At 42.2% G+C, this 23,802-nt stretch carries 29 protein-coding genes and 1 tRNA gene; 11 read left to right on the plus strand and 19 right to left on the minus strand.

The annotated features are described in order from the left end of the window. Nucleotides 1-20: 20 nt before the first annotated feature. Nucleotides 21-923, minus strand: coding sequence for an alpha/beta hydrolase (locus NHE_RS03800; protein WP_232214978.1), 903 nt, complete (start codon nucleotides 921-923; stop codon nucleotides 21-23). 84 nt (nucleotides 924-1,007) lie between these two features. Between NHE_RS03800 and metG the strand changes: the two genes are divergently transcribed. Beyond that, nucleotides 1,008-2,582, plus strand: coding sequence for a methionine--tRNA ligase (gene metG / locus NHE_RS03805; protein WP_269479147.1), 1,575 nt, complete (start codon nucleotides 1,008-1,010; stop codon nucleotides 2,580-2,582). 52 nt (nucleotides 2,583-2,634) lie between these two features. Here the strand turns inward: metG and trxA are convergent, their stop codons facing one another. The 6 genes from trxA to recR all read right to left on the minus strand — a co-directional run bounded on the left by trxA (nucleotide 2,635) and on the right by recR (nucleotide 5,384). Then, entirely contained in the window at nucleotides 2,635-2,946 is a 312-nt protein-coding gene (gene trxA / locus NHE_RS03810; RefSeq protein ID WP_038560144.1) for a thioredoxin, read from the minus strand. Continuing rightward, nucleotides 2,943-3,311, minus strand: coding sequence for a 50S ribosomal protein L19 (gene rplS / locus NHE_RS03815; RefSeq protein WP_038560760.1), 369 nt, complete (start codon nucleotides 3,309-3,311; stop codon nucleotides 2,943-2,945). The genes trxA and rplS overlap by 4 nt, the downstream gene beginning before the upstream one ends. A gap of 31 nt (nucleotides 3,312-3,342) precedes the next feature. After that, entirely contained in the window at nucleotides 3,343-4,014 is a 672-nt protein-coding gene (trmD, locus tag NHE_RS03820; protein ID WP_038560146.1) for a tRNA (guanosine(37)-N1)-methyltransferase TrmD, read from the minus strand. A 9-nt stretch (nucleotides 4,015-4,023) separates the two neighbouring features. After that, nucleotides 4,024-4,272 (minus strand): 50S ribosomal protein L27, encoded by a 249-nt coding sequence (gene rpmA / locus NHE_RS03825; protein WP_038560149.1) that lies wholly within the window; start codon nucleotides 4,270-4,272, stop codon nucleotides 4,024-4,026. Between the two features lie 59 nt (nucleotides 4,273-4,331). Then, nucleotides 4,332-4,631, minus strand: coding sequence for a 50S ribosomal protein L21 (rplU, locus tag NHE_RS03830; protein WP_038560152.1), 300 nt, complete (start codon nucleotides 4,629-4,631; stop codon nucleotides 4,332-4,334). A 162-nt stretch (nucleotides 4,632-4,793) separates the two neighbouring features. Beyond that, a complete protein-coding gene (gene recR, locus NHE_RS03835) occupies nucleotides 4,794-5,384 on the minus strand; it encodes a recombination mediator RecR (protein ID WP_038560763.1) in 591 nt (196 codons plus the stop codon). A 58-nt stretch (nucleotides 5,385-5,442) separates the two neighbouring features. Here recR and NHE_RS03840 point away from each other — a divergent pair, with 58 nt between their 5' ends. The 8 genes from NHE_RS03840 (at nucleotide 5,443) to NHE_RS03875 (ending at nucleotide 12,204) form a co-directional block, all read left to right on the plus strand. Next, on the plus strand, nucleotides 5,443-6,126 hold the full coding sequence (locus tag NHE_RS03840; protein ID WP_038560154.1) for a thioredoxin domain-containing protein: 684 nt from the start codon (nucleotides 5,443-5,445) through the stop codon (nucleotides 6,124-6,126). Between the two features lie 492 nt (nucleotides 6,127-6,618). Further along, entirely contained in the window at nucleotides 6,619-7,392 is a 774-nt protein-coding gene (locus NHE_RS03845) for a DsbA family protein (RefSeq protein ID WP_038560157.1), read from the plus strand. A 193-nt stretch (nucleotides 7,393-7,585) separates the two neighbouring features. Continuing rightward, on the plus strand, nucleotides 7,586-7,918 hold the full coding sequence (locus tag NHE_RS03850; protein ID WP_156927359.1) for a hypothetical protein: 333 nt from the start codon (nucleotides 7,586-7,588) through the stop codon (nucleotides 7,916-7,918). Between the two features lie 316 nt (nucleotides 7,919-8,234). Next, entirely contained in the window at nucleotides 8,235-9,236 is a 1,002-nt protein-coding gene (locus tag NHE_RS03855; protein ID WP_038560160.1) for a hypothetical protein, read from the plus strand. 312 nt (nucleotides 9,237-9,548) lie between these two features. After that, nucleotides 9,549-9,929, plus strand: a complete 381-nt coding sequence (locus NHE_RS03860) for a hypothetical protein (RefSeq protein WP_038560163.1) — start codon at nucleotides 9,549-9,551, stop codon at nucleotides 9,927-9,929. 394 nt (nucleotides 9,930-10,323) lie between these two features. Further along, nucleotides 10,324-10,536, plus strand: coding sequence for a hypothetical protein (locus tag NHE_RS03865; RefSeq protein ID WP_038560166.1), 213 nt, complete (start codon nucleotides 10,324-10,326; stop codon nucleotides 10,534-10,536). Nucleotides 10,537-10,904: 368 nt separating this feature from the next. After that, nucleotides 10,905-11,957: a redox-regulated ATPase YchF gene (gene ychF, locus NHE_RS03870; protein WP_038560169.1), complete on the plus strand. Its 1,053-nt coding sequence runs from the start codon at nucleotides 10,905-10,907 to the stop codon at nucleotides 11,955-11,957. Next, complete coding sequence (locus tag NHE_RS03875) at nucleotides 11,950-12,204, plus strand: hypothetical protein (protein ID WP_038560172.1); 255 nt, start codon at nucleotides 11,950-11,952, stop codon at nucleotides 12,202-12,204. Before ychF ends, NHE_RS03875 begins: the two co-directional genes overlap by 8 nt. Before the next feature lie 11 nt (nucleotides 12,205-12,215). On the opposite strand, the gene NHE_RS03880 is transcribed toward NHE_RS03875, so the two are convergent. The 6 genes from NHE_RS03880 to NHE_RS03905 form a co-directional block, all read right to left on the minus strand. Then, nucleotides 12,216-12,289 (minus strand) — tRNA-Arg (locus NHE_RS03880). Nucleotides 12,290-12,730: 441 nt separating this feature from the next. After that, the gene (locus tag NHE_RS03885; protein ID WP_038560175.1) at nucleotides 12,731-12,943 is read right to left on the minus strand and encodes a hypothetical protein; all 213 of its coding nucleotides are present in this window, start codon (nucleotides 12,941-12,943) and stop codon (nucleotides 12,731-12,733) included. 120 nt (nucleotides 12,944-13,063) lie between these two features. Further along, nucleotides 13,064-14,413, minus strand: coding sequence for a M16 family metallopeptidase (locus tag NHE_RS03890; protein WP_038560178.1), 1,350 nt, complete (start codon nucleotides 14,411-14,413; stop codon nucleotides 13,064-13,066). A 1-nt stretch (nucleotide 14,414) separates the two neighbouring features. Then, nucleotides 14,415-15,743: a M16 family metallopeptidase gene (locus NHE_RS03895; RefSeq protein ID WP_232214979.1), complete on the minus strand. Its 1,329-nt coding sequence runs from the start codon at nucleotides 15,741-15,743 to the stop codon at nucleotides 14,415-14,417. A gap of 14 nt (nucleotides 15,744-15,757) precedes the next feature. Continuing rightward, nucleotides 15,758-16,261, minus strand: a complete 504-nt coding sequence (gene lspA, locus NHE_RS03900; protein ID WP_051579677.1) for a signal peptidase II — start codon at nucleotides 16,259-16,261, stop codon at nucleotides 15,758-15,760. Between the two features lie 52 nt (nucleotides 16,262-16,313). After that, nucleotides 16,314-17,669: a gluzincin family metallopeptidase gene (locus NHE_RS03905; protein ID WP_038560181.1), complete on the minus strand. Its 1,356-nt coding sequence runs from the start codon at nucleotides 17,667-17,669 to the stop codon at nucleotides 16,314-16,316. A gap of 246 nt (nucleotides 17,670-17,915) precedes the next feature. On the opposite strand from NHE_RS03905, the gene NHE_RS03910 reads away from it, so the two are divergent. Next, nucleotides 17,916-18,623 carry a hypothetical protein gene (locus NHE_RS03910; protein ID WP_198014742.1) on the plus strand — a complete coding sequence of 236 codons (708 nt, stop codon included), beginning with the start codon at nucleotides 17,916-17,918 and terminating at the stop codon, nucleotides 18,621-18,623. Nucleotides 18,624-18,669: 46 nt separating this feature from the next. Here NHE_RS03910 and rnc read toward each other — a convergent pair whose 3' ends face one another. The 6 genes from rnc to bamD form a co-directional block, all read right to left on the minus strand. After that, entirely contained in the window at nucleotides 18,670-19,335 is a 666-nt protein-coding gene (gene rnc, locus NHE_RS03915) for a ribonuclease III (RefSeq protein ID WP_038560187.1), read from the minus strand. Next, nucleotides 19,326-19,628 carry a ribosome silencing factor gene (gene rsfS, locus NHE_RS03920; RefSeq protein WP_038560774.1) on the minus strand — a complete coding sequence of 101 codons (303 nt, stop codon included), beginning with the start codon at nucleotides 19,626-19,628 and terminating at the stop codon, nucleotides 19,326-19,328. Before rsfS ends, rnc begins: the two co-directional genes overlap by 10 nt. A gap of 92 nt (nucleotides 19,629-19,720) precedes the next feature. After that, a complete protein-coding gene (locus NHE_RS03925) occupies nucleotides 19,721-19,942 on the minus strand; it encodes a hypothetical protein (RefSeq protein WP_232214980.1) in 222 nt (73 codons plus the stop codon). A gap of 95 nt (nucleotides 19,943-20,037) precedes the next feature. Beyond that, nucleotides 20,038-20,913 carry a 16S rRNA (cytosine(1402)-N(4))-methyltransferase RsmH gene (gene rsmH, locus NHE_RS03930; RefSeq protein ID WP_038560192.1) on the minus strand — a complete coding sequence of 292 codons (876 nt, stop codon included), beginning with the start codon at nucleotides 20,911-20,913 and terminating at the stop codon, nucleotides 20,038-20,040. Between the two features lie 128 nt (nucleotides 20,914-21,041). Beyond that, nucleotides 21,042-21,659, minus strand: coding sequence for a tRNA (guanosine(46)-N7)-methyltransferase TrmB (gene trmB, locus NHE_RS03935; protein ID WP_156927361.1), 618 nt, complete (start codon nucleotides 21,657-21,659; stop codon nucleotides 21,042-21,044). Between the two features lie 98 nt (nucleotides 21,660-21,757). Next, nucleotides 21,758-22,465, minus strand: coding sequence for an outer membrane protein assembly factor BamD (gene bamD / locus NHE_RS03940; protein ID WP_038560195.1), 708 nt, complete (start codon nucleotides 22,463-22,465; stop codon nucleotides 21,758-21,760). A 46-nt stretch (nucleotides 22,466-22,511) separates the two neighbouring features. Here bamD and purD point away from each other — a divergent pair, with 46 nt between their 5' ends. Further along, complete coding sequence (purD, locus tag NHE_RS03945; protein ID WP_038560198.1) at nucleotides 22,512-23,780, plus strand: phosphoribosylamine--glycine ligase; 1,269 nt, start codon at nucleotides 22,512-22,514, stop codon at nucleotides 23,778-23,780. Nucleotides 23,781-23,802 lie beyond the last annotated feature (22 nt).

Genomic DNA, 23,802 nt, shown 5'->3' on the forward strand with positions numbered 1-23,802 from the left:
AGCCAGGACAGATAAATTTTTCAAATTTGCTCATCTACCAATAGCTGCTCCTCAGCATAAACATCAGAGTGTACCTGAGTCTCATCCACTTCATCTGAGAAGTCATACACCCTACTAGGCGGAGTCGAAGCGAAAGCGAGATAATCATCAATCTTTTGCTCAAGGAGTCGCAAATTAGACTCACCACTCATTCTAAAGTCAGCATTCTCAATAAACTCCACCCTAAACTTACCCAATCTCTGAGAGATTGGTGAGGTGAGTCTTAACAGCTCCGGAATATCACATAGCTGATCCTGATCTCCCTGAATCATCAATCCAGAGACGGTACAAGGAGACAGAAAAGAGAAGTCATGAATCTTCAATGGAGATGCAACAGCTACAAATCCTGAAATCTCTGGACGTCTCATGACAAGATTAAGAGATAGCCATGCACCGTAGGAAAACCCAGCAACCCAGAAAGAACTAACAAGCGGGTAACAAGACTGTAACCACTCAATAGCTGCGTTCGCATCCTTAATCAGGTCCTCATCACGCACACTAACTTGCCCGGAAGAATATCCAACGCCACGATAATTCATACGCAGGGTCGCGAGACCTCTCTTCGTAAAACAGGAGTAGATAGTTTTCACTACCTTGTTCCTCATCGTACCGCCGTGCTTGGGATGAGGAGGTAGAACAAGGGCCACAGACTTGGCACCAGGAACATCATAGTAATACCCGTGCAGCTTACCAAAGGAGCCAGCAAACAATATCTCTGAACCTTCTTGTGCCATTCTACAAAAAACTATGAAAATAGATAAATAATCGAAAGAGGAACCCGAAAACATCTCACAACAACTCGGACGCCACAAGCCTCCCTTTCCAATGAGCAAAACGGGCGAGTAACCCAACCAGAACCCCCAGCCAATAGCAGATTGTAACATACAATGCTTCTAAAACAATAGATTTATACCCTAAATATTGCGTATTTCACAATATTTCATCCTTGAAATACAGTATCTATACCTATCTTCACAGATTTCAGATGTGTTAGAGTAGCTCATAAGGAATCTCTATCTTACACCTTCCACGACATGCGTTACTACGTTACCACTCCTGTATACTATGTAAACGATGTCCCGCACATAGGACATGCGTATAGTAGTCTTATAGCGGACATCATAGCACGATCACTCAGAATGGCGGGCCATGAAGTGCTATTCACTACGGGGACTGATGAGCACGGACAAAAGGTCCAGAATACTGCTAGGAAGCTAAATATTAGTGAGAAGAATTTCGTAGATCGGATTAGTCTACGTTTCAGAGAGTTATGCGAGGTGATGCAGTACCAATTCTCGGACTTCATACGTACTACCGAGGCAAGACACAAAGAAGCAGTAAAAAATGTCTGGAATAAATTATGGCAGAATGAACTCATATATCTTGGAGAATATTCGGGTTGGTATTCCGAGCGAGACGAATGCTTTTATGCAGAGACTGAATTACAGGATGACAAGGCACCCACCGGTGCCCCAGTGACTTGGGTAAAGGAAGCAAGTTATTTCTTTAGGCTGTCACAGCTTTCGGAGAAACTAAGAAAATTCTATAAAGAGAATGAATCATTCATCCGACCAAGAAATAGATTCAATGAAGCCCTTTCGTTTCTGGAGATGGGGATAAATGACCTCTCTATTTCCAGAACCAAAGTAGAATGGGGAATAGCTGTCCCGAATGATCCATCACACACCATATACGTCTGGCTCGATGCACTGACAAACTACATTACATCCCTTGGATATCCTGATATCAGTCCTGACTCTAAATATTCAGAATTCTGGGAAAATGGTCACGTCATACACATAGTAGGAAAGGATATACTACGTTTTCATGGTATATATTGGCCAGCATTCCTTATGGGTGTGGGACTCAAAGTCCCTGATATCATACTCGCGCATGGTTGGTGGACCAACAATGGACAGAAAATCTCCAAATCTCTGGGTAACACGATAGATCCATTCGAACTGGTCTCAGAGTTTGGTGTAGATTCAGTAAGGTATTTCCTAATCAGGGAAGTGACAATCGGTAACGACGGAAGCTTCAGTAAGGCTCTACTGAAAGATCGTATCAACAGTGAGCTGGCTAACAACATCGGGAACCTACTCCAAAGAACTCTCACTTTGGTAGTCAAACAATGTGGCTCACGAGTGCCAGAGGTACCTAAACTGTCAAATAGACTATTGGAGTTATCATATTCATTAGCCTCAGACTATAAGGCTAATATGTTAAAACTCAGCCTGAACGACTCTCTTGAAAAGATCATCCATCTTGCCACTCAAGCGAACGAGTATATCTCCCAAAGCGAGCCCTGGAAACTGAAGAATGAGCCAGAAAAACTACATGAGATACTCTACACCATGTTGGAGGCACTGAGAATCATCGGAATCGCATTACAACCTTTCATTCCCGGGTCTGCAAAGGCTATGCTGGACTCACTTGCAGTTCCAGAAGAGGAAAGAGCCATGGAAAATATGACAGCAGCATCTGCGATAAAGTTCGGAACACTGATAGAGAAACCGTCCCCGGTGTTCAAAAAACACGAATAATCCGAGTCTGAGAAAGCGGGGCAATGGATTCAAAATACAGCAGCATCGTGAATCAACTGGACAAGGACGCAACCCATTCTTTGATCTGGGATAAGGAGAGCATCCCGACTTTTCGGTCAAGCATCTTCCCATCTTTGAACAAGATCAATGTAGGAACCGCTCTAACACCATTTTCGATCGCCAGAGCCTGCTTTGGGCCATCTATGTTTACCTTATAGACAGATACATGAGGAGAAACTTCAGAAAAAGCCTGGAGTACAGGAATCATTTGTTTACAGGGACCACACCATTCAGCCCAAAAATCCAGCAGGACCAAGCCATGAGCATCAGAAACCTGCTTTGAAAAATCCTCTAATTCTTTCACTTTACGTCCCTATATTCCTTTCTTATTCTAGTTGCCTTGCCGGCTAGGGCCCTAATATAGTAGAGCTTCGCCCTCCTCACCTTACCTTTCCTCTCGACGGAGATGGACTTGATGGAAGGCCAGTACAGACAAAAGGTTCGTTCGACATAGACATCGTGCACGGAAAGTTTCCTCAAAGTGAAGGATGAGTGGACACCCTTATTACTCTTTGCAATACAAAGTCCCTTAAAGACCTGGGTACGTCCAGACGTACCTTGAACGTAAAACTCAACACTCATAGCATAACCAGATCTGAACTCTGGATACTCCCTGCCTTCGGAAAGTACTTTCCTTTGATTTTCATCAAAAGCGGCTAAAACATTCATATTCACCTTCTCACAAACCGTTTTCCTTCTTCTATTCACCTACTAGATCGGGCCTAATTCTCCTAGTTATATGTCCCGCGGAAGAAGCGCGCCACTCACCTATCTTTCTATGATCACCGCTGAGCAACACTTCGGGAACCATCAAACCCCTCCAAGCGCTCGGCCTGGTGTAGTGATCATGCTCTAAAGAGGAGCTAGTCAGACTTTCGCACTCGAGGCTCTTAGCATTACCCAACACCCCAGGGATCTGCCTGACACAGCTATCCATCACGGCCATCGCTGCGATCTCACCGCCAGATAGAACGTAATCCCCAACACTGAGTTCCTCAAAATTATAGTAATCCAAGAACCTTTGGTCAACTCCTTCAAATCGTCCGCAGACCAACAAAACACTTTCAGCATCGACGAAACCCGCAATCGATTTATGAGTAAACTTAGGTCCTCTGGGACTGAGGAAAACCCTCCTATTTACTTCACGGACTGAAAGAGCATACTCAAGCGCGTCACCAAGAACATCGGGACGCATCACCATTCCAGGACCACCCCCATACGGGGTATCATCGACGCGAGTCTTCGTAGCGAACCGTCTGATCGGAACGACTTCGAGAGACCAACATCCTCTACTGAGCCCCCTACCGACAACCGAGACACCTAGAGGTCCGGGGAAGACTTCTGGGAACATAGTCAAGACAGTAAAGTGCACAGGAAGTACTCACAACACGTGCACGAAATGTCTACCATTCAGGCCCACGGAAAAAGAAACAACCCCAGATTTCAGTGCGAACAGAGTGTGATCCCTGCCGATGCCGACATTCTTCCCAGGATGGAACTTTGTACCACGCTGTCTCACTATTATGTTACCAGGAATGACGCTCTCACTACCGAACTTCTTAACGCCGAGCCTTTTACCTATGGAATCTCTACCGTTACTACTACTACCACCGGCTTTCTTCGTTGCCATAAAACTTCAAATAAAACAAATAACAACCCAAAGCAACCTCGAAAGGCGCTACATATTCATCAAATCACGATATCCTTAATCCTAAGCACAGTCACGGACTGTCTATGACCATTCTTTCTACGAGAGTTCTTTCTGCGTCTTTTCTTGAAGATAACCAGCTTCTTATCTCTTTCCATGGAAATCACCTCAGCCCTGACAGTACCGGAACCGAAAATGGATTTTGATTTCTCATCAAGCACATACTTGACGGAAGACATCTCTATCTCCTGACCAAGTTCGGCCACAATTTTTTCCACTTTGATAACTTGCCCTCTTTTCACGAGGTATTGCTTGTTACCTTGCTCAACTACTGCAAGCATAAATTAAATGATTATTTCGACAGTCTAAAGGCCAATTCTAAGTCGTCTCCGGATGAAAGTAAAGTGGACCTCAATAGAGGATTCCAGATAGACCAGATAGAGGATTCCAGAGCATTCAGTGAAATAATTTTCCCATAACAACGCCTAACTACAGAGTAGAGCTCACGCTGACCTACGATTAGTAAATGCTATGGCCAAAGTTCCATCATCTAGATAATCCATCTCGCTTCCGACGGGTATACCGTGTGCCAGAAACGATAGCTTGACTGGCACATTCTTAAAGAGATCTACGATATACTGAGCAGTTGTTTGTCCCTCGATTGTCGAATTAGTGGCAATGATCAACTCCTTGACGCCTGTTTCAACAACTTTCTCCCTTAAACTTTCTATTTGTAGGGACTCAGGGGTGATGCCATTTATCACTGATAGAGCACCATTCAATACGTGATATTTTCCGTTGTGTACACCAGCCCTCTCGATTGCCCATAAATCAGTAATCTCCTCGACAATACATAGAATACTGGAGTCCCTGCGATCATTCGTACAAATCGAACAAGGTGATACGCTTTCGAGATTCCCACAGGATTCACAGCTTCTGATTGTATCGTATAGGACTTGCATCGCATCGATAAATTTTAACAACTTCGTTTCCTTAGTCTTCAGAAGATGCAGCACTATCCTCCTAGCTGACTTAGGCCCCAAACCGGGTAAATTTTCTGCTAGCGCAATCAGAGCCTTTATTTTTCCATCCATTAACTTTGTTATCTGATCTGCTATAATGATAGCCTGATTTTGGTCTTGTGCATATTTCATGTTTTCCCGTGTACCTTGGGTCCTATTAGTCTTCGCGGCTTCGCTGTTATTGGACTTTTTCTCTTCGACTGCGTTGGCTTTCGACCCGCTGCGTTTTAATCCCGAGACAATCACCGTGGATAAGAATATTTCGCTGCCTAAAGATCACGCGATTGGCAGCACAGATGCACCTGTTACGGTCATAGACTATTCTTCCTTTTCTTGTACGCATTGCAAAACTGCTTTTGAAGAATTAATTAGGCCCTTACACGAAAGTTACGTCAAACAAGGGAAGGTCTTATTAATCATGAGACATTTCCCATTGGATTATCTTTCATTCAGCGCTTCGGTTTTCTTGGAGTGTTATCGGCAGCACGTGGAGAGCGACAATGATAAGTTTCTGAATATCACAGGCGTGCTGTTTGACATCGGTGCGGAGGCCAGAAATAAAGAAGATCTGACAAGCAGGCTCGACAAGATCATTCTGGACAGCGGACTTTCGGAAAGTGTCCGTAAAGAGTTCTCGAGCTGCATGAATGATCTGGATGTAAAGAATGAAGTGTTACATTCAAAACTTTTTGCTATAAAGCAATTGGAGATTGCTGGTACACCCGTGCTCTACATCAACGGCGAACGATATACCGGGAAATTCAATTTCTCTAACTTCTCAGATCGAATTGAAAGAGCTCTGGGTAAAAAATAGATTCTTAGATACAGCGCCTGTTTTCGTGGGATTGTCCTTCTCCGATACGCGGATGTCTTGTCGTTTGTCATGGTTTCGCTTTGTATTTGCATACAGAGTTTTTCATGACAGAGAGAATAATCCCATGATCAGGATGCCGATAAGCTGGTTCGCAGAATTTATACTTTTATTAACCACAAGAGCCGTTTCGCTGAAGCCTGCGCATATAGTAACCCCAAAGAATAGTGAAGTCTTTCATAACTGGAATCAGGGATTTTCTACATCACTCTAGTCCTTTTCCAGCTGTGTTTCGCATTTTTGAAGGATAAGGACAAGACCTTAGGACGGACTGTACGAGCTTAATATCCAGTAGATCCACACAAATATAGGCAGTTAAAGAACTCTTTCACGATAAGCAAATAACCCTGCCTAAAAACGAATTTTTAAGAGAATCCATGTTGACATGATCAGATTTCCTTAAGACAATGTGTCACTACCATTCTTTTGATATTTATGCGGACTTTTCTGTTACTTTTAGTGCTCATTGCGATCGCGAGTTTCCCTTTTATTTCGAACTGGTATTACGGCGTCCACAAGGATGCTTATGAAACCGCACAGATAGAGAGTATAGTTGAGAAGTATATAGAAAAAAATCCGGAAAAAATTTTGGAATCTGTAAGTCGATATCGACTTACTCAGTTCGAGAAGCAGCAGCAACAGAGGGCTCAGGAAATAAGAAGTGCTATAACAAAACATAAAAATGAAATATTTGATTTCAATTATCCTTCTAGGAAAGTCCCGGATGCGAAGACTACCGTTGTCGAACTCTTTGATGCTTCATGCGGCTACTGTAAGATTGCATCCCAGATGCTGGTTAGGGCAATGAACGATTATCCGAATGCCAACTATATCTTGAGGAACCTTCCTATACTGGGACGGAACTCAATGGTTGCTGCCAGGTATGATCTCGGGTTTTCGCTGTTTATTAGAGAGAAGGGTTTATCTTTTTCCAAATACTTGGAATTTTATTTGAAACTCATGGATCATAGTGGACAGTATGATCCAGAAGCCATTCTTGAGATGGTTTCCAGTTTGGGATTCAGCAAGGGAGAGTTTCAAAGCTTCTTTGAGAAGAATGCAGATAAAATCGATGAGATGATCAATAAGACCGTGGAACTGGCAACGAAGCTACAGCTCGACGGTACACCGGTCTTTATCGTTGATGAGCAAATCATTCAAGGTGCCAATGAGACAGAGCTTCGTGAAGCTCTTGAGAAAGCTAAGTGATGCCTTTGTGATCGTCAGTTGGTGATACGTCTTTGGCACAGCGGTGTGTCGTTGCTTTAACTCCTTCAGGTCAAGTTAGCGAAATATTTAGTTTTATGCCCTAGACTCTGACAGCAGATGGCTACTGAAAGATGGTCTGCGTTTTGGTGCCGTTAGTTTATTGACTGAACAGAATTCTATACAGGTAAACGAGATGACTCTACCCTTTCCGTTGCTGGGCGATGACGCTTCAGTAAGCATCACTGGGGATTTAAGTGAATTTACCTTACTACACAATGGTGAGGATTTGACCCCGGAAGTATTGAATCTTCATAAAAAAGATCCGGCCGCATACGTATTGGATAATTATCCACAGTACCGTGATTCAATAGAGAAGTTAGTCACGGTTTTGGATTATGATATAAGTGAAAGCCAAGATACTAAAATTCTACCGGATGATCCTGAACAGCGAAAATTTGAAAAAGCAATCAAAAATGTCTTAGAAAAACTTATGAAAGATAAGGAAAATAATCATGGTGTAAAATAGTGAATACAACCACCTCGCTCTGTACTGCACTCAGAGCACTTAAGAAACGTCATAGGTAGCCGTGGGACCGCTTATCTTAGGGTCACAAGGGCTTCGTCATCTTTCCCTGTATGACCGGTTGGGACGTCACATCCAGAATTTACAGATATCCTAATCCTCACTATCGGCACAGCAGCCATTCGGATTGTTGTATCCGCGGATAGCAGCAATACTGGGTCAATCAGATTATAATATAGAGCATAATAAATTTAATCTATTTTTACTTCTGTAACTTAGCATCGAAGAAAGATAATGAACATCCTTTCTGGAGTACGATATGGCAAACGGTGTCACACTATTTGATATTTTGTCAAATGACACTAATTTTAACACCTTAACCGATAGTACGGTCCTTGATCTGCTTAAGCATGATACCTCAAGTAATACATTAAAAGATACAACCGCAGCTGAGGTATTAAAAAATACAACTGCTGGAGATATATTAAAGAATTCAACCGCAGCTGAGGTATTAAAAAATACAACTGCTGGAGATATATTAAAGAATTCAACCGCAGCTGAGGTATTAAAAAATACAACTGCTGGAGATATATTAAAGAATTCAACCGCAGCTGAGGTACTAAAAGATGCAAATGCAAAAAATGTACTGGAAAACGCAAATGCAGCTGCGGTATTAAAAGATTTAGGCGCGGCGGGGACCCTAAAAGATGCAACAGCAGCAGGTGCCTTAAAAGATTCAGAAATTCAGGGCTTGTTAAAGGATAAGACCGCGGTAGACCTTTTAAAGAATGCAAGTCTCTGCGGAGTGTTAAAAAACAATGCAGAAGCTAGAAACCTTTTGAAAGAGACAGACTTCCAGAATCTATTAAAGGATCAGACAGCAGCAGGTGCCTTAAAAGATTCAGAAATTCAGGGCTTGTTAAAGGATAAGACCGCGGTAGACAGCTTAGAAAGGGCGATTGTTCGGGATACGCTAAAGTGCAAAGACGCAGCAATCGTTTTGCAAGATGAAGGATTCAGCGCTCTATTACGAGATAATGTCAATACAGAAGCTAGAAACCTTTTGAAAGAGACAGACTTCCAGAATCTATTAAAGGATCAGACAGCAGCAGGTGCCTTAAAAGATTCAACAATTCAGGGCCTATTAAAGGATGCAGCTGCGATAGGGGCTTTAAAACAATCGGGTATTTCTGAGTTGTTGAAGGATACTAATGCCAAGAGATTCTTAGAGGATAGTGCCTTCCAAGCCTCATTAAAGGCTTGTGAGAGCTCAAGTGAGCTACAGAATAGACTTAAAGAGATAACTATCCCCAAAAAATAAAGTGCGTAATGGAATTGCAGGCATTTTAAGCGCTTGTGTACAACGGATAGCAGCCGCATAACAACACCGCAGGTGTAAAAGCAACAGCACCTAGATGCTCCACTCAAAGGACACCAAAATGCGCACTGATGGAGAGTAGGAGCTACTCCTCAACCTACTCGGCAGACTTTGTTTCAATTTATGCACTAATGGGCATTGCATCCATTAGAAAGATTTGATACCTTTTCTCCGTAGTTCTTGGGGTACCTAGTGATTGCGCCTTAAGAGCTTGGATTGTGAGCATTATGAACAAGTTGCACTTTAGAGGAGATTATGTACACACACGGTGATGACAGTCTTTATGATTCAAACCAGGGATTGCACGATATTCTAGATCTTATACTTCAAGCTAATTTTCACGAGGTTGCTGGATCAGTCAAGACTATACTGAGTGGGGGAGAGGCAGCAACTGCACTTCTTATGAGTATCGCGGGTATGGCAACTAACTCCGATAATACTGTGGAAGATGAATTACAGGCTCTTGTGGACATCCTATTGATGCCAGACGTCAATGGTAATACCTGTACCTCGCTTACTAAGCTCAAGGCGGGTCTAGTCACTGGAACTCAAGTGGGGAGTGAAGATACTCCGAGTTCGAGTATTAATCTAGGCGGTGCATCCGAGTCAGGGACCATCCTGTCGTCTGAGGTCTAAGTCGACGGATGAGATCTTTGGTAAACTCAAGGAGGGTTTGCCCGGTCTTATGAATAACCTTCCACTAAAAAAGTTAAGTACACACTGCTAGTATGGTGGTCACGCCAGGTGCGTGATGAAACCTGTTCGATTTAGCACCATTGGGGTGTGTTGTACCCACTAATGGAATCTAGTGCTTTTCTGTCAGCGTTTTTTAGGCATGAATATATTAGTCCTACTATTTTGCTTTTCAGGCTTAGATTTAGAGTATTGCCAACGAATTACGCTTTAGAAGAGAAATTATGCATGTAAATTATGTCACACTGTTGTTCGAGCATACTGCAGAAGATCAAGCATTTCATACTAATCTAGTGGACTTGTTATCACAGCCACCCTTGCGTATGCTGGTGGTCCTGTGGGTACTATACCAAGTGGAGGCCCAGCGTTGATACAACTTCTCACGACAATCGCAAACACGCTGCTTACCAACACCGAAACTACTGTAGAGGATGAGTTAAGAGCGCTTACGGAAATTGTATCAGTCGCAAAACACGATAATACCACTTGTACTTCCCTAATCGAACTCAGAGATCTTCTAGTCTATACAACTTCTGAGCTTGATGGGTAGATTTTCACTAGAGCTATACCTGATTGTCACTGCAACATGGATACTTCAGGCGCTTTGAGTTTGGTGCTTGGCGCAGAAGCGGCACACTACCGCAGCCATTTATAGCAGCCGAGAAAAGGTGATCTTTCAGTGAACTGAGAAAAACTCAATTTGCCCGGGAACACAGCTGAGAATCTATCATTGAGGATACGTACGCCTATCTTATAGGAATGCTGCAGAAAGGTAATTCGACTGCACCACGGAAATAGAGGGAGTCTATATCATCAAAATCAATCTCTTCCAATCAGAAATCTTAGAATCTATAGAATCGTAGTTGCACTGCAGGTTCGGGAAGGATACCCTTTCTAAGTACATAAAACTGTTAGTATATGAGCCTGAGATGCGGCATAGTAGGACTCCCAAATGTCGGAAAGTCAACACTGTTTAACGCGATGACAAAAACGCAAGCAGCAGAAGCTGCGAACTACCCATTCTGTACAATAGAGCCGAATATCGCGAAAGTCCCAGAGTATGATCCACGCTTAGTGCAAATAGCAGAGATCTCAAAAGCAGAGAAAACTATCTTCAGCCAACTCGAGATTGTTGATATAGCTGGGCTGGTACAAGGTGCAAATCAAGGCGAGGGTTTAGGTAATAAATTCCTATCCCACATTAGGGAGGTCGATGTCATAATACACGTACTTAGGTGCTTCTCAGATGATGATATAAGACATGTCCACGGAAAAGTGGATCCACTATATGATGCTGAAATCATCAAAATGGAGCTCCTACTCGCGGATATGCAAAGCCTGGAAAACCGCCTCAAAAAAAGCAAGACTTCCAAACAACTCATGGAAGATGCTCTAGAGATCCTGAAAAAAGGAGATTTGCATTCAACCGAATTACTAGACGAACGGTTCAAGGAGTTACAGCTCCTGACATCGAAGCCAATGTTGTATGTCTGCAACGTTGAACAGGAAAATATTCTTTCCGGTAACAAATTTAGTACACAGATAGCAGAATTCGCAAAAACGAGCAATATGGAGTCAGTGGTGGTCTCAGCGGCAATAGAGGCCGAAATCGCTCTCCTCGAATCAGATGAGGATCGCAAGGTCTTCTTGAACGAATTTGGTCTGGAAGAATCTCAATTGAATAAAGTAATCCGCTTGGGTTCAAGACTATTGGATCTGATTGTCTTCTTCACTGCCGGAGAAAAGGAAGCCCGAGCTTGGTCCATAAAACGAAACTCCACTGCACCTCAAGCAGCAGGCACTATACATACGGATTTCGAGAAAAAATTCATTAAAGCTGAAACAATAAGTTTCTCAGATTACATAGAGTTCGGCGGTGAACAAAAGTGTAAAAGTCTGGGCAAAATGAGGATAGAGGGACGCGAATATATAGTACAGGATGGCGATATAATACACTTTAAGCATGGATGATATGGTAAAACCTGATACGAGCGCACTTTCGAAAAAATTAAGGGAAAATATACAAAGACGTAAACAATTCAAAAAAGATATCTGCGTGCAAGAAGTGCCGAAGGCCACCAATGCAGAGATCAATAATTGTGATTCCCAATTGAGTCCCAACAAGTCTCAAGACGACCCTAATGCCACTGCAAAAGGTAAGCATCCAGTTGGGAAGCCAGCAGTAGTCACAGGAGAACCCGAAAGCACAGATATTTGACAGAAAGTGGAAGCACCCTAGAGGATTCGAACCCCTGGCCTTCTGATCCGTAGTCAAACGCTCTATCCAGCTGAGCTAAGGGTGCAACTCAAACCCCCAGATTGTACCTCAGAACCTATAGAAACACCAGAGCTGATCTTAAATCAAACTTAAAAAGCTAAAGACCTGGGGTATACTCCTGCGAACGCAAATTCTAATTCTGGATACAGGAAACTGTGCATCTTTGATTCCGTGTTTCCTGGCACCTTCTCTAATCATACGAAACTGCCACATCCTCAGTGCAATATCTCATGACCCTCATTCTCTCAATGTACGCAACCTTTTCACCACCTTCAATGACAAATATAAACTTGTTCCACGTAGCAGTACTGGCCACTCTCGCTCTTCAAAAGAGAAGAGAGATATAAAAAAAGCATCCAGTTGACAGATAGAGCTCCACCAGAAAGAACAGAGATAACTTTTACTCAGTACTATTCAGCAATGAAGATGTCGGTAGATTCAGGCTGTGGTGGATAGAAATCAGCTGTTAAACTGAATCTGTCAGTATTTCCAGTATCATCTCCTCTTGTATACGGAATAGAACAGTGTTCTTGCATCCCCGAACAAGACTCCGGTAAAGCAAAATAAGCTCATCGATTTTTTCTGCAACACTATTCAATAAATCGCGATGCAACACAGCATCTCCATCGATAGCTTCATGTAAACTACTTTCTTCTCCTGTATATTCATTATTGTTCATAGTTGCTCCTGGAACTCCAATTACATTTCTATCAGTTAAGCCTTAAATAGTACAATGCAAGGCAATCCTCACGGGCCCGTTGCTGAAGCACATCAAGACAAGATATTTAGCAATGATTCGTTATTTCAGTGGACAAACTTTCACCCCTGTGACTGGAGACGCAAGAGCGCCAACATTCACAAATAGCATGGATTTAGGATCTAAGAAGGTCTTAATGAAGAGATTCAGGCTATCACCCTTAACATTCTGTATACCGGCCATGTATTTCCCTATACAATCGATCCCTAAATCAGCTTTCTGCATTCCCACAAGCAGAGCAAGAACATGCGCGGAAGTATCCATCCCCAATATAAAGGAATCCAACAACTGAGTTTTTGCGTCTTCGACGGTCGCTAGATCCAATCCAGACTGTTTTAAATTTTTCAGAAGCATCAGGATACTATTTGCAACTTCAGGAGCGTTGGCACCACTCGTGGAAGCGATACCAAGCAATAAATCGACACCCATATTATACAATTTCGTGTATACTCCATACGTGTATCCTTTCTTTTCGCGGATTTCACGCATCAGGATGGACTCGAGACCGGAACCACCCAAAATGTGATTTAGAACCACTAAATTATAGAAATTCTCATCAGTTCTACTTAATCCCTTTTGCCCAAACAAAATAATGTTCTGTGGAACGTTCTTCTCTATTGAGACACAGTTTACCTTATTAGAAAATTCAGGCTGTTCAAGGTTCCTTACTTCCATTACTGTTAGCGGGAACTCTATAAGATAATTGTCTAACACAGCTTTAACTTCATCAGAACTAGTGTTACCCAAGACAGCGACCCTCATACTAATTCTATTGAAGGTATTTACAACATGTTTCCGTATATCCTCTGCAGTGATCGCGTTTATGGTAGATTCTTTCCCATAAGGATTATTCGAGTACCCAGAGTTCGGGAATGCTACTTTCAGGAATTCCATCCTCGCAACAGATGAAAGATTATCTTCTTCCCTTTTGAGCTGCGCGATTTGCATACTCTTCACCTTAGACAGAGTTTCCTCATCAAGTCTAGGCTTAGAAACAGATTGGCAGAAAAGCTCTACAGCCTGTCTAATATTCTCCTTTGGAGCACTGACTGTGACCGTGAGACTGTTACTTTCTAGGTCGTAGGAAATTTTACCTCCTAATTTTCCCAGGGTCTTCATGAAATCCTTACTACTTATGTCACTAGCACCCTCTTTCAATACGGCCACGGCCAAATTTGAAATTCCTAGCTTTTCTTTTGAGTCATATGCGTAGCCAGTACCTTTGAAAGTAAAGCTATAAAACACCAATGGGATCTCATGCTTACTGACGAACCAGGCCTTTATTCCGTATTTACTGTCGATTTCATCAATCTTCAAGAAAGCAGTTCCTTCAGCAGCATGACACCCAGTCGTGACTAGAAACGCAATAAACAGGATAAGATTTCTGAGCATATTATTTATCCAGGTACCCTATAACTTTCTTAGAATTCAACAAACTTGTAATAGCAATGTTGATCTGCTCCGGTGTCACACTGGCAATCTGATCAGCCAGTTTCTCAAAGTAATCAAAATCAGCTCCGACGGAAAGAGCATCGACATAACTTATACTTCTCGCTTTGAAACCATCCAAAGCTTTCATTAGACTGACTTTTAACATTGCCTTCGCAACTTCAATATCCTCATTTGCTATGCCACTTCTTAACACATCAGCAAGGATTCTAGAAACACTTGACTCAAGAACCTCCAATTTCACATCTGGACTCAGCGGTGTCACAACTATTTCGACTATTCCTTTACGCTTGGTCAGATAATCATAGTCTACCGATACGTCCAACGCCAGACGGAGATTATGGGTCAGCTCTGTACCAAGGACACTAAGTTTTCCACCAGCAAGAATCTGCGCCGCCACAAGAGTTGCAAAATGGCTCTTATCTGAGATATTCGGGGCTTCGAAGAGATAAATCAAATTACGCTCCTCATTCATACTATTCAGCATCTTGACAGTGATATCCGCACGATGTTCTGGTTCCAGCGGAACTACATTAGAGGAATCCTTTCCCGTTTTAAGATTGGGAATCACCCCATAATACTTATTCACGCACCCTTTTACTTTGTTGATATCTATATCTCCAAGAATGACGAGGACTGCTTGCGAAGGTTGATAGTATTTCTGATACATCTGTTGCGCATCAGCTTGATTTAAACTCAAGATCTCTTGTTCCCAACCTATTGTGTTCCAAGCCGTATCATTCCTGTAGAATGCAGCGTACATTTCCTCAGATAGACGCACCAGCGGTTTGTTATCCAATCTCATTCTACGTTCTTCCAAGACTATTTTACGTTCCAGCTCAACAGCCTCATCTGTGATGGCTAGATTCACCATCCTTTCGGCTTCGAGTTGCATTACTTTTTCTAGCTTATTCTTGTTTACAAGCTCATAGTAGACCGTGCGATAGTCAGATGTAAAAGCGTTGTATACCGAATTAAGTTTATCTATTTCTTTGCTGATATTCTGGATATTCTTCGAGCTCCTGAACATTAGGTGTTCAAGGTAATGTGCTACCCCTGACTTACCTTTAAGGTCGTTAGCCGATCCAACTTTATAGAGCAAGACGTGCGACACGATAGGAAGAGTGCCATCCCTGATTAGATACACACTTAAGCCATTACCCAGAGTATAGTGGACTTTCTCCAACCGCTCTGCGCATCCTGGACTTCCAATGAGAGTCAATATACCGAGGGCAAAGCAACATAAAAAATTCCTCATGACACTTTCCAGCATTTAGATATTCTCCTCTAATCAGCATTTTGTTCATTTTTCCAGGCACGGTAAAGGAGACACATCACACCCAGAAAGATCGCCACGTCAGCGAGATTAAAAGCGGGCCAATGCCACCCCAAAACGTGTAGATCTATAAAATCACGCACTGCACCAAAAGCAACCCTGTCGACCACGTTACCAAGTGCACCACCAAGAACGAGTCCCAATGCAAATCCCTCAAGTGAGACGCCACACTTACAACACGAGAACAGCAAAATAAACACCACCAACGGCACGTTGAGACAGATGAAGAAGACATTCGAAAATTGAAACCCTTTCAATAGTCCAAAACTCATCCCTGTATTCCGCACATCGACAAGATTCAAGAATGGCAGAACCTCGATTTCTACGATGTCCTCCACCAGGGCACCGCATAGATACTTAGTATAGAGATCCAGCAGCATCGTGGAGGATCCCACAAAAACAACAAAAAGTAAAGTAAAAAATTTGAAATCCCTAAAAAATTTTTTCCCAAACATAGCAACTATATACCGAAAACCTCGAGAGCAGTATCCGGGACGCAAATGAGAATCACTGATCGAATTTTTTGAAAAATCTACAATCAAGGTTCTCACCGGTAAGTTTATTAATGAGCTCATCCATGGAATAGCGTGCTCCATTTGCGCACACATTGGTATTTAACCAAGTGATCAATTTTTTTATCATTGGCTTACCATTTTGATATATTGCATTCTCTGATTTCATCATGTGGAAAATCTGACCTGCTGCGATCATCCCCTTGAGATAGGATGGATAGTAACAGAATTCACCAAAGAACCAATGATGATTATCTAGAATACTTGCAGACTGATCATTCAATCTAAAGTAGTATGATAAATCTTCCGTGAAGAGCTCTTGTATACCATCAAGTGAGACCTCACCATTTATCAGGGACCTTTCCAGTGAGAACCGGATCATTAGATGGGTGAGTGCAACAAATTTGTTTGCCCCCATGATGGAACCTGAATATATAGGTTTTTCCTGTACTCCCAAGACTTTCGCAAAACCTTTTTCCTCGAAAAGAAAATGTGAGAATAGGAAACCTTGAGCAGCATACATTGCAATACTGGTTGGATTACATATTGGTTGAGCCCTCCACTTGTCATATGGAAGATTCTTCATATAAAGTCCCTGCCCTAGAAGAAACATCAATGACGGAATAACAGCTTCACCTTTTTCCTGTACGATCAATTTTATTCCATTTTTCTCACCAAGAAGGTGAAAATGATCACCAAAATCGATTCTCACAACATTCTTTGGAAAGAATTTTTCAATTATTCGCCTGTAGTTGAGCCTCATTTCCTTTCTATCAGTACTGGTGCTGCTTAGAGTTTCCCCAACGTTCTGGACCTTCATCTTCAGAAGTGGACTTACACCTATACATAGCTGTTCTAGTTGTTCAGGATCAATCTGATTAGCTCTTAGGAGTGCGGTATATTTATCACAATCGGTACCTTTAGCGTGGAGGGCTGCTATCGTCCTGACAACTTCCAGGAGATTCCAAAAGTCCTCTTTCACAATCTCGAAATTCCTTGCTTTTCTCGCTTCCGCATAGGACACTCTGCAGGCAAGCGACTTCTCTGTAAAATCCTTAACAAGATCGAAAGGGATGTTCTTTTTTCTGATGCAGAAATCCTGCATAAATCCAAAATTCACACATTGCCAATCGCTCAATTCATTAGATTTTGCTTTTATCCTGTCAATGATAAGTGCTACCTCATCGCTAGTAACGACATCGTATATAACCTCTTTCAATGTGATGATCTGGTGTACTTTGCTATCAAGAAGACTACCATGTAGTCTAACATCGAAGTCCAGAAGTTCTAAAGTTTTCTGTAAATCATCAATTTTAGTAAATACTCTCTCTAGTTTTTCATAATCTTCCATTATTTTTTAGTTTCTTACCTTTATTGCCTGACTAAATTATATACACAACGCGCCACCAGACAACTTTGGAGCAGCACAGCAGCCACACAATAAAGCCACGAAATTTCCATACTGATTCATAAAACGTTCAGAGATGCTTAACTCAGCTAACACAATAGGAAGACCTCTTATTGATTTTACCATCATAGACATTATAGTTGTGATATACGCATTTATAAACTATAGGATGCGCTTCTTGTGGAGCTTGTGCGTCTCCTTTTATTTGTTTTTATGACTATGAAGAAATTATTCTATACATCAATTTTGCTAATGCAGATAGTTGGTTCATCGACCTACGCAGCGAATCTGGACAGTACCTCTGAAAGCTTCTTGGGTAGCTACATGAACTTATCATACAGATCTGCTATTTTGGCGAATCAAGAAGGGTTCAAGGACTTCACTACGTTTAATCACGGTGGTACCGTGGGAATCTATTGCCCAGTACAGGGTGGCACTGAGGTAGGCTTAGAGCTAGACGTTATACGTCCGACAGGGCTTTTTTTAGACAAGGATGGTACAGAGGCTGATATGCTTGCATCTTCTATTATGTACTCTGGCCTGTTCAAGCTACAGAAGCAGCTTACCATCTCTGATGATATAGGGATTACTGCAGGGGTTGGAGTAGGGCCAACATATCTCACATTTGATACGTTTACAGGTACTGATAAAGGAGCGCCGTATGAAGATAGGAAAGTAGATTCCAAATTACAAGTGACGGCTGTTGGTGACCTATCCTTTTCTTTTCCCTTGACAGGTTCTTTGTCTGGGCGTCTCGGCTATTCCTTCCAATATACTCCGCTGGGTGATCTTACAATGAGGGAATCAGATTCTGAACAGGCAATTAAGGGTGGCTCTATTGTTTCTCACGCTGTCAAGGTCGGAATTTCGGCTCCTCTAGAAGCACTGTTCAGCTAGAACAAGTTGTCACTAAAAGAGGGAGCTTTTGAACAGACCTCCCTCTTTACGTATCAGGGGCTAGTCTTTTGATCATTGCTCTGGCTGCGTTTTCTTCACTTGCCTTTTTACTTGTACCGAAGGCTTTCTCAACTTTACTATCGACACGGACTTCTACCTCAAAAATAGGCTGATGATCTGGTCCTGTTCTTCCAATAACCTTGTACGTAGGAGGCTCCATTCCTCTGGCCTGTAGAAGCTCCTGCAGGATACTTTTAGGGTTTGCAGCAGTGGGGCTCGATTTGACCGCTAGATCATACCAATATTCCTTTATGAAGCGCGTTGCTGTATCGATTCCAGAATCCAGAAAAATTGCACCTATCAGGGCTTCCAATGCGTTTTCGAGGTTACTTACTTTTTCGCGTCCGCCACACAACTCTTCAGAACTTGAAAAGAAGATGTACTTTCCCAAATCTATTTTGCGCGCAATCATCGCAAGTGTGTCCCTACACACTAAAGAACTCTGTCGATTGGAGAGACTTCCCTCTGGATCATTCGGAAAAAGCTCATACAGGATAGATGCAATTACCATATCCAGCACTGCATCTCCGAGAAATTCCAATCTTTCATAAGAAAAGTTGACTTCCATACTAGGATGGGTCAATGACTCAATCAGCAGCGTCTTATTCTTGAATCGTATTCCTATTAAAGCCTCTAATTTATCTAGCTCCATAGTTTATCTACTTCGTAATATTCCCTGACATCATTCTTGAATAGGTGGACCATTACTTCACCCATATCAATAAGTATCCAATTAGCTGAATCATAACCCTCAAGCTTACAGAAAAATCCATGCTCTCTGATCAAGTCCACGATGAAATTCGCCAAGACTTTCACCTGTTTATGAGATTCCGATGACGCAACTATCATACAACCTGTCATTCCCCTACCGCCGTAAACTTTTATGTCATCGCCCTTGTGCTTGGACAGCTTTTCAAGGATCAAAGAGACAATTTCAGATTCCATATTCCTGATTACAATACCCACTTAACAATTCTTGCAGAAAGTGATCCTTATCTAAAGTCCTGTCACCTCACCTGGATACCCTTGCATCCGTTTTAGTCTTCTGCATAGAGTACGGTCGCATCAACTATAGCTCCAGGGGTTATATGCTCCATCCTAAGATGTCTACTCATGAGCCCTTCTATGCGACTACTTGTCGTAAGGTAGGCAAACTCCGCTTCCAGAAGACGCACTTCCAACTCAAGCATTGCTACATTCATCGCTAGAGATGAGAGTTCTCCAGATAAATCCTGCACGTAGAATTTACTTCTAAACATCAGAAACAATAGTAAAAGAACCAAAATAGATAAGATCAGGATCAACCTTCTGGCTATGCGCCTATATATCTTATTCATGTCTGGAACTCTTCGTTTTATATTCTCTCAATCACCCTCATTCTCGCTGAACGCGCACTTGGGTTATTTTTTACTTCCTCCATATTTGGCGTGACTACCTTCTTGGTCACTATGTTGAAACCATTTTTGTGTACCTGCTTAAATAGACATTTGACTATTCTATCTTCTAATGAGTGGAAGCTCACAACTATCACCCTACCACCTACTTTAAGCATTCCCAGTGCAGCTTGTAAACCTAACGCAAGTGCTTCCAATTCGTTATTTATGAATATTCTAAGTGCCTGGAACGTTTTCGTTGCTGGATTTATCTTGTAGTAGCGTCTGGGAAAACATGACAGGACGATTTCTGCAAGCTCAGTTGTTGTGACAATCCTCCTCTTATGCCTCGAATTTACGATTGCGCGTGCGATTTTTCTTGATAGTCTCTCCTCACCGAATTGGTAGATGATATCAGCGATCCTTTTCTCAGTATAACTGTTTACTATGGTCTCAGCTGTCAGATTTATTTTATTACTCATGCGCATATCAAGCGGTCCTTCATTCAGGAAGGAAAAACCTCTATCAGGAACTTTTAATTGCATGGTAGATACACCGATATCGAATACTAAACCATCCACTTTAATATCACCAAGTAGAGTGCTCATCTCGCTGAAATTCGTATTGAAAAACTCAGTGCGACCCACAAAGTCACTTTGGACCTCCTTGAATAGTTTTTCAACCGTCTCATCCTGGTCGATTGCATAGACAAAACAATCAGCACTACTCAGGATGGCTCTAGTATATCCTCCAGCACCGAAAGTCGCATCTACGTAAATACCGCCATCCTTAGGAGATAGCGCTTTCAATACCTCACCAAGAAGGACTGGTTTATGAAGATCTATACTTATCGACATTTTGCATTTTCATTATATTCCTTGAGTCCAACAGGGCACCGTTATCGCAATGACTCTCTTCTACATCCACACAGTGGAAATATGCTGCGGACACCTCCTCAATAGAAATCACTTGTCCACGTAAATACTCAAGTAATTGGCTTACTTATTCTATAAGCAATTAGTTTTTCAGTTGCCTTGGATGCATAGCGTGTGATATCGCCTGGGATAGCAATAAACTCAACTTCAGAAAAGACTTGCATAGCAGTACAGTGTATCTGCTCAGCATAGTCTTTATTATCAGTAGCCACAATCAGCTCACCAGAAGGATGAAGATTCTCTAGCAATAATCCTAGAAAAGGTCTGTTCACAATTCTGCGTTTGTTATGCCTCTTCTTGGGCCAGGGATCAGGAAATAAGATGTACACGGTATTAAAAATCTGTTTTTTTAATCTTTGCAACAAGATCCGGACATCAAGGCTCCATATAAAGACATTCGACAATCCTCTATTTTTAATCTCTCCTAGAAGCTTACATATACCGTTTTCATAGACCTCAGACCCAATGAAGATTTTATCAGGTGCCTCGAGGGCTCGCTGTATTAGGTGTTCACCATAACCAAAGCCTATTTCCAACACAATTTCTTTATTCGAGTTTCCAAGTATCTCAGGGCGAACCGAGAATTTTTCTAGATCCGCAAGCTTCGTAATATCGAAATTGCGTCCGCGAAGCCTCCCATATGATTTAAGAAGCGACACCTCATTCATTGCAACCTAGATAAGTATAAAAATGGAGAGATGTGCCACCGGCCTACCGAACATAAACACTTGATCCACCAAACACAGAAAACTACGCCACGCATCCACTAATACACGAAAGTGAACTGCGATGAAGTGATATCTATACCTAGCGCCTTGTAAGCTTCCCTTCTCTTAGACAGAGCCTCTGAGTAGCACTTTGTCTTAGGGTAACCGTTGATCAGCTCAGTGAATCTACTTATAGCAGCGTGATAGTTCATTTCTTTAAAATAGAACATTCCTATGGAGAAAATCTTTTCAGCTAGTATCTCATCGATCTCACGCAATTTTTCCCGCGCATCCGATACATATTTGGAACCTGGAAATCTCCTTATCAACTCCTTGAAAGTATCTTTGGCTCTATCAAGGAACTCCGTACTGTTGGCAAAATTCCTCAACATCCTGAAATATGCATTACCCTTGATGCTGAGCATATAATCCAGATCCTTACCAACGGGATAGTTTAGAATGTACTCATCAGCGCTGCCAGCTGCAGCTGCGAAATCCTTTCCATCGTATAGGAGCTCCGTGTAGAAACATTTCGCCTTTTCTCCAAGTGGGGAAAACGGTGAAACATCAGAAAGTTCCCTAAACAATGCCTTGGAAATTTTTAATTTACCTTGTTTTAGAGCGGATACGGCATCATTATAGACTGACAATTCACTTGCTTGCTTACCTTTTTCACTTATTCCTTTGACTTTCCCCGGAGTGCAACCAGAAACAACCAAGAGCGAACATAGTAAAAGAAGCAAAAAGTCGCAAATCTTTCTTCTCATTTATGCGATAAGGGATTAGAATACGACTGTTGATTATAGTCTGACAATGCAACTAAAGAAAGTTCTCGTTGTAGGAAATGGTGGTAGAGAGCACGCTCTGATTTCAAAGATCAAGGATTCCCCTTTGCTTGGCAAAATTTACACGACAAATCCCGAATTCAGCCGATTCGCGGAGCACATAAAGGCTGATCCTACCAATCACTTATATCTTTCATCTATTTGCAAGTCAGAGGAAATAGATCTGGTGGTTGTAGGTCAGGAGCGATATCTAGAGAATGGTATTACTGATGCACTGACAGCAGAAGGTGTTGCTGTATTCGGTCCAACGAAGAATGCTGCGAAACTCGAATCATCTAAATTTTTTGCCAAAGAGATAGCGGAGATGCAAGGTACACCGACTGCAAGGTATGCTTTTTGTTCATCACCGAACAATTTGAGGAAACAGATCGAGAGTATCGGAGATTTCCCAGTAGTGATAAAAGCGAATGGCCTTGCATCCGGAAAAGGCGTAGTGATGTGCGGGACTATGGATGAGGCATTACAAGTTGGAGAAGCAATGCTTAACGGAATGTTTGGGGCCGCCAGTAAGAACATAATAGTAGAGGAATTCCTACAAGGAGAGGAGCTCAGTTACTTTGTCCTGGTCGATGGACAAACTGTTTTACCAATCGGTTACGCAAGGGACCATAAACAAGTGACCCATCAAGGAAAGACGTATAATACTGGCGGAATGGGAGCATATTCACCAGCGCCAATTTCCACCAAGGTGGAGCAAGAAATTCTGGGAAGGATCATATATCCAACAATTAGTGCTTTGTCTTCTATCAATATTCGATATAAAGGTGTGCTTTTCGCCGGACTCATGCTTACCAACTCCGGACCGAAACTCCTCGAATACAATGTGCGTTTCGGTGATCCCGAAACGCAAGCTATTCTATCTAGATTGGAGGGTGATCTCCTTGATCTAATGTTCAAGACAGTTGGAGGAGAGCTTGATCGCGCATCCATATCATTTAGTGATGACGTATCACTATCCGTTGTATTGGCGACACAGGGTTATCCTGTAGACTATAAGACCGGTTACCACATTAATGGCGATAACCTTGAAAGGGCAATCAACGCTGTTGATGGGTTGCAGATTTTCAATGCGGGCATAAAATACGATGAGAATGGTAACATGCTATCCAATGGTGGACGTGTCTTAAATCTTGTGGTGAAAGGAAGCAGTCTAAACGATTGCAAGCGCAAGGCAAAACAAGCAATTGATATAATAGACTGGAAAGAGGGTTTCTGTTTACAGGAATTGACTACGTAATCTGCTATCCATGTATTGCTCG

The organism is Neorickettsia helminthoeca str. Oregon, from assembly GCF_000632985.1.
GTDB lineage: Bacteria > Pseudomonadota > Alphaproteobacteria > Rickettsiales > Anaplasmataceae > Neorickettsia > Neorickettsia helminthoeca.

Bases quoted from the DNA above. Each gene is read 5' to 3' on its own strand.
- NHE_RS03800 (WP_232214978.1), bottom strand. From the start codon at position 923: ATGTTACAATCTGCTATTGGCTGGGGGTTCTGGTTGGGTTACTCGCCC.
- rplS (WP_038560760.1), bottom strand. From the start codon at position 3,311: ATGAATGTTTTAGCCGCTTTTGATGAAAATCAAAGGAAAGTACTTTCC.
- rpmA (WP_038560149.1), bottom strand. From the start codon at position 4,272: ATGGCAACGAAGAAAGCCGGTGGTAGTAGTAGTAACGGTAGAGATTCC.
- rplU (WP_038560152.1), bottom strand. From the start codon at position 4,631: ATGCTTGCAGTAGTTGAGCAAGGTAACAAGCAATACCTCGTGAAAAGA.
- recR (WP_038560763.1), bottom strand. From the start codon at position 5,384: ATGGATGGAAAAATAAAGGCTCTGATTGCGCTAGCAGAAAATTTACCC.
- NHE_RS03840 (WP_038560154.1), top strand. From the start codon at position 5,443: ATGTTTTCCCGTGTACCTTGGGTCCTATTAGTCTTCGCGGCTTCGCTG.
- NHE_RS03845 (WP_038560157.1), top strand. From the start codon at position 6,619: ATGCGGACTTTTCTGTTACTTTTAGTGCTCATTGCGATCGCGAGTTTC.
- NHE_RS03850 (WP_156927359.1), top strand. From the start codon at position 7,586: ATGACTCTACCCTTTCCGTTGCTGGGCGATGACGCTTCAGTAAGCATC.
- NHE_RS03855 (WP_038560160.1), top strand. From the start codon at position 8,235: ATGGCAAACGGTGTCACACTATTTGATATTTTGTCAAATGACACTAAT.
- NHE_RS03860 (WP_038560163.1), top strand. From the start codon at position 9,549: ATGTACACACACGGTGATGACAGTCTTTATGATTCAAACCAGGGATTG.
- ychF (WP_038560169.1), top strand. From the start codon at position 10,905: ATGAGCCTGAGATGCGGCATAGTAGGACTCCCAAATGTCGGAAAGTCA.
- NHE_RS03875 (WP_038560172.1), top strand. From the start codon at position 11,950: ATGGATGATATGGTAAAACCTGATACGAGCGCACTTTCGAAAAAATTA.
- NHE_RS03885 (WP_038560175.1), bottom strand. From the start codon at position 12,943: ATGAACAATAATGAATATACAGGAGAAGAAAGTAGTTTACATGAAGCT.
- NHE_RS03890 (WP_038560178.1), bottom strand. From the start codon at position 14,413: ATGCTCAGAAATCTTATCCTGTTTATTGCGTTTCTAGTCACGACTGGG.
- NHE_RS03895 (WP_232214979.1), bottom strand. From the start codon at position 15,743: ATGCTGGAAAGTGTCATGAGGAATTTTTTATGTTGCTTTGCCCTCGGT.
- lspA (WP_051579677.1), bottom strand. From the start codon at position 16,261: ATGTTTGGGAAAAAATTTTTTAGGGATTTCAAATTTTTTACTTTACTT.
- NHE_RS03905 (WP_038560181.1), bottom strand. From the start codon at position 17,669: ATGGAAGATTATGAAAAACTAGAGAGAGTATTTACTAAAATTGATGAT.
- rnc (WP_038560187.1), bottom strand. From the start codon at position 19,335: ATGGAGCTAGATAAATTAGAGGCTTTAATAGGAATACGATTCAAGAAT.
- rsfS (WP_038560774.1), bottom strand. From the start codon at position 19,628: ATGGAATCTGAAATTGTCTCTTTGATCCTTGAAAAGCTGTCCAAGCAC.
- NHE_RS03925 (WP_232214980.1), bottom strand. From the start codon at position 19,942: ATGTTTAGAAGTAAATTCTACGTGCAGGATTTATCTGGAGAACTCTCA.
- rsmH (WP_038560192.1), bottom strand. From the start codon at position 20,913: ATGTCGATAAGTATAGATCTTCATAAACCAGTCCTTCTTGGTGAGGTA.
- trmB (WP_156927361.1), bottom strand. From the start codon at position 21,659: ATGAATGAGGTGTCGCTTCTTAAATCATATGGGAGGCTTCGCGGACGC.
- bamD (WP_038560195.1), bottom strand. From the start codon at position 22,465: ATGAGAAGAAAGATTTGCGACTTTTTGCTTCTTTTACTATGTTCGCTC.
- purD (WP_038560198.1), top strand. From the start codon at position 22,512: ATGCAACTAAAGAAAGTTCTCGTTGTAGGAAATGGTGGTAGAGAGCAC.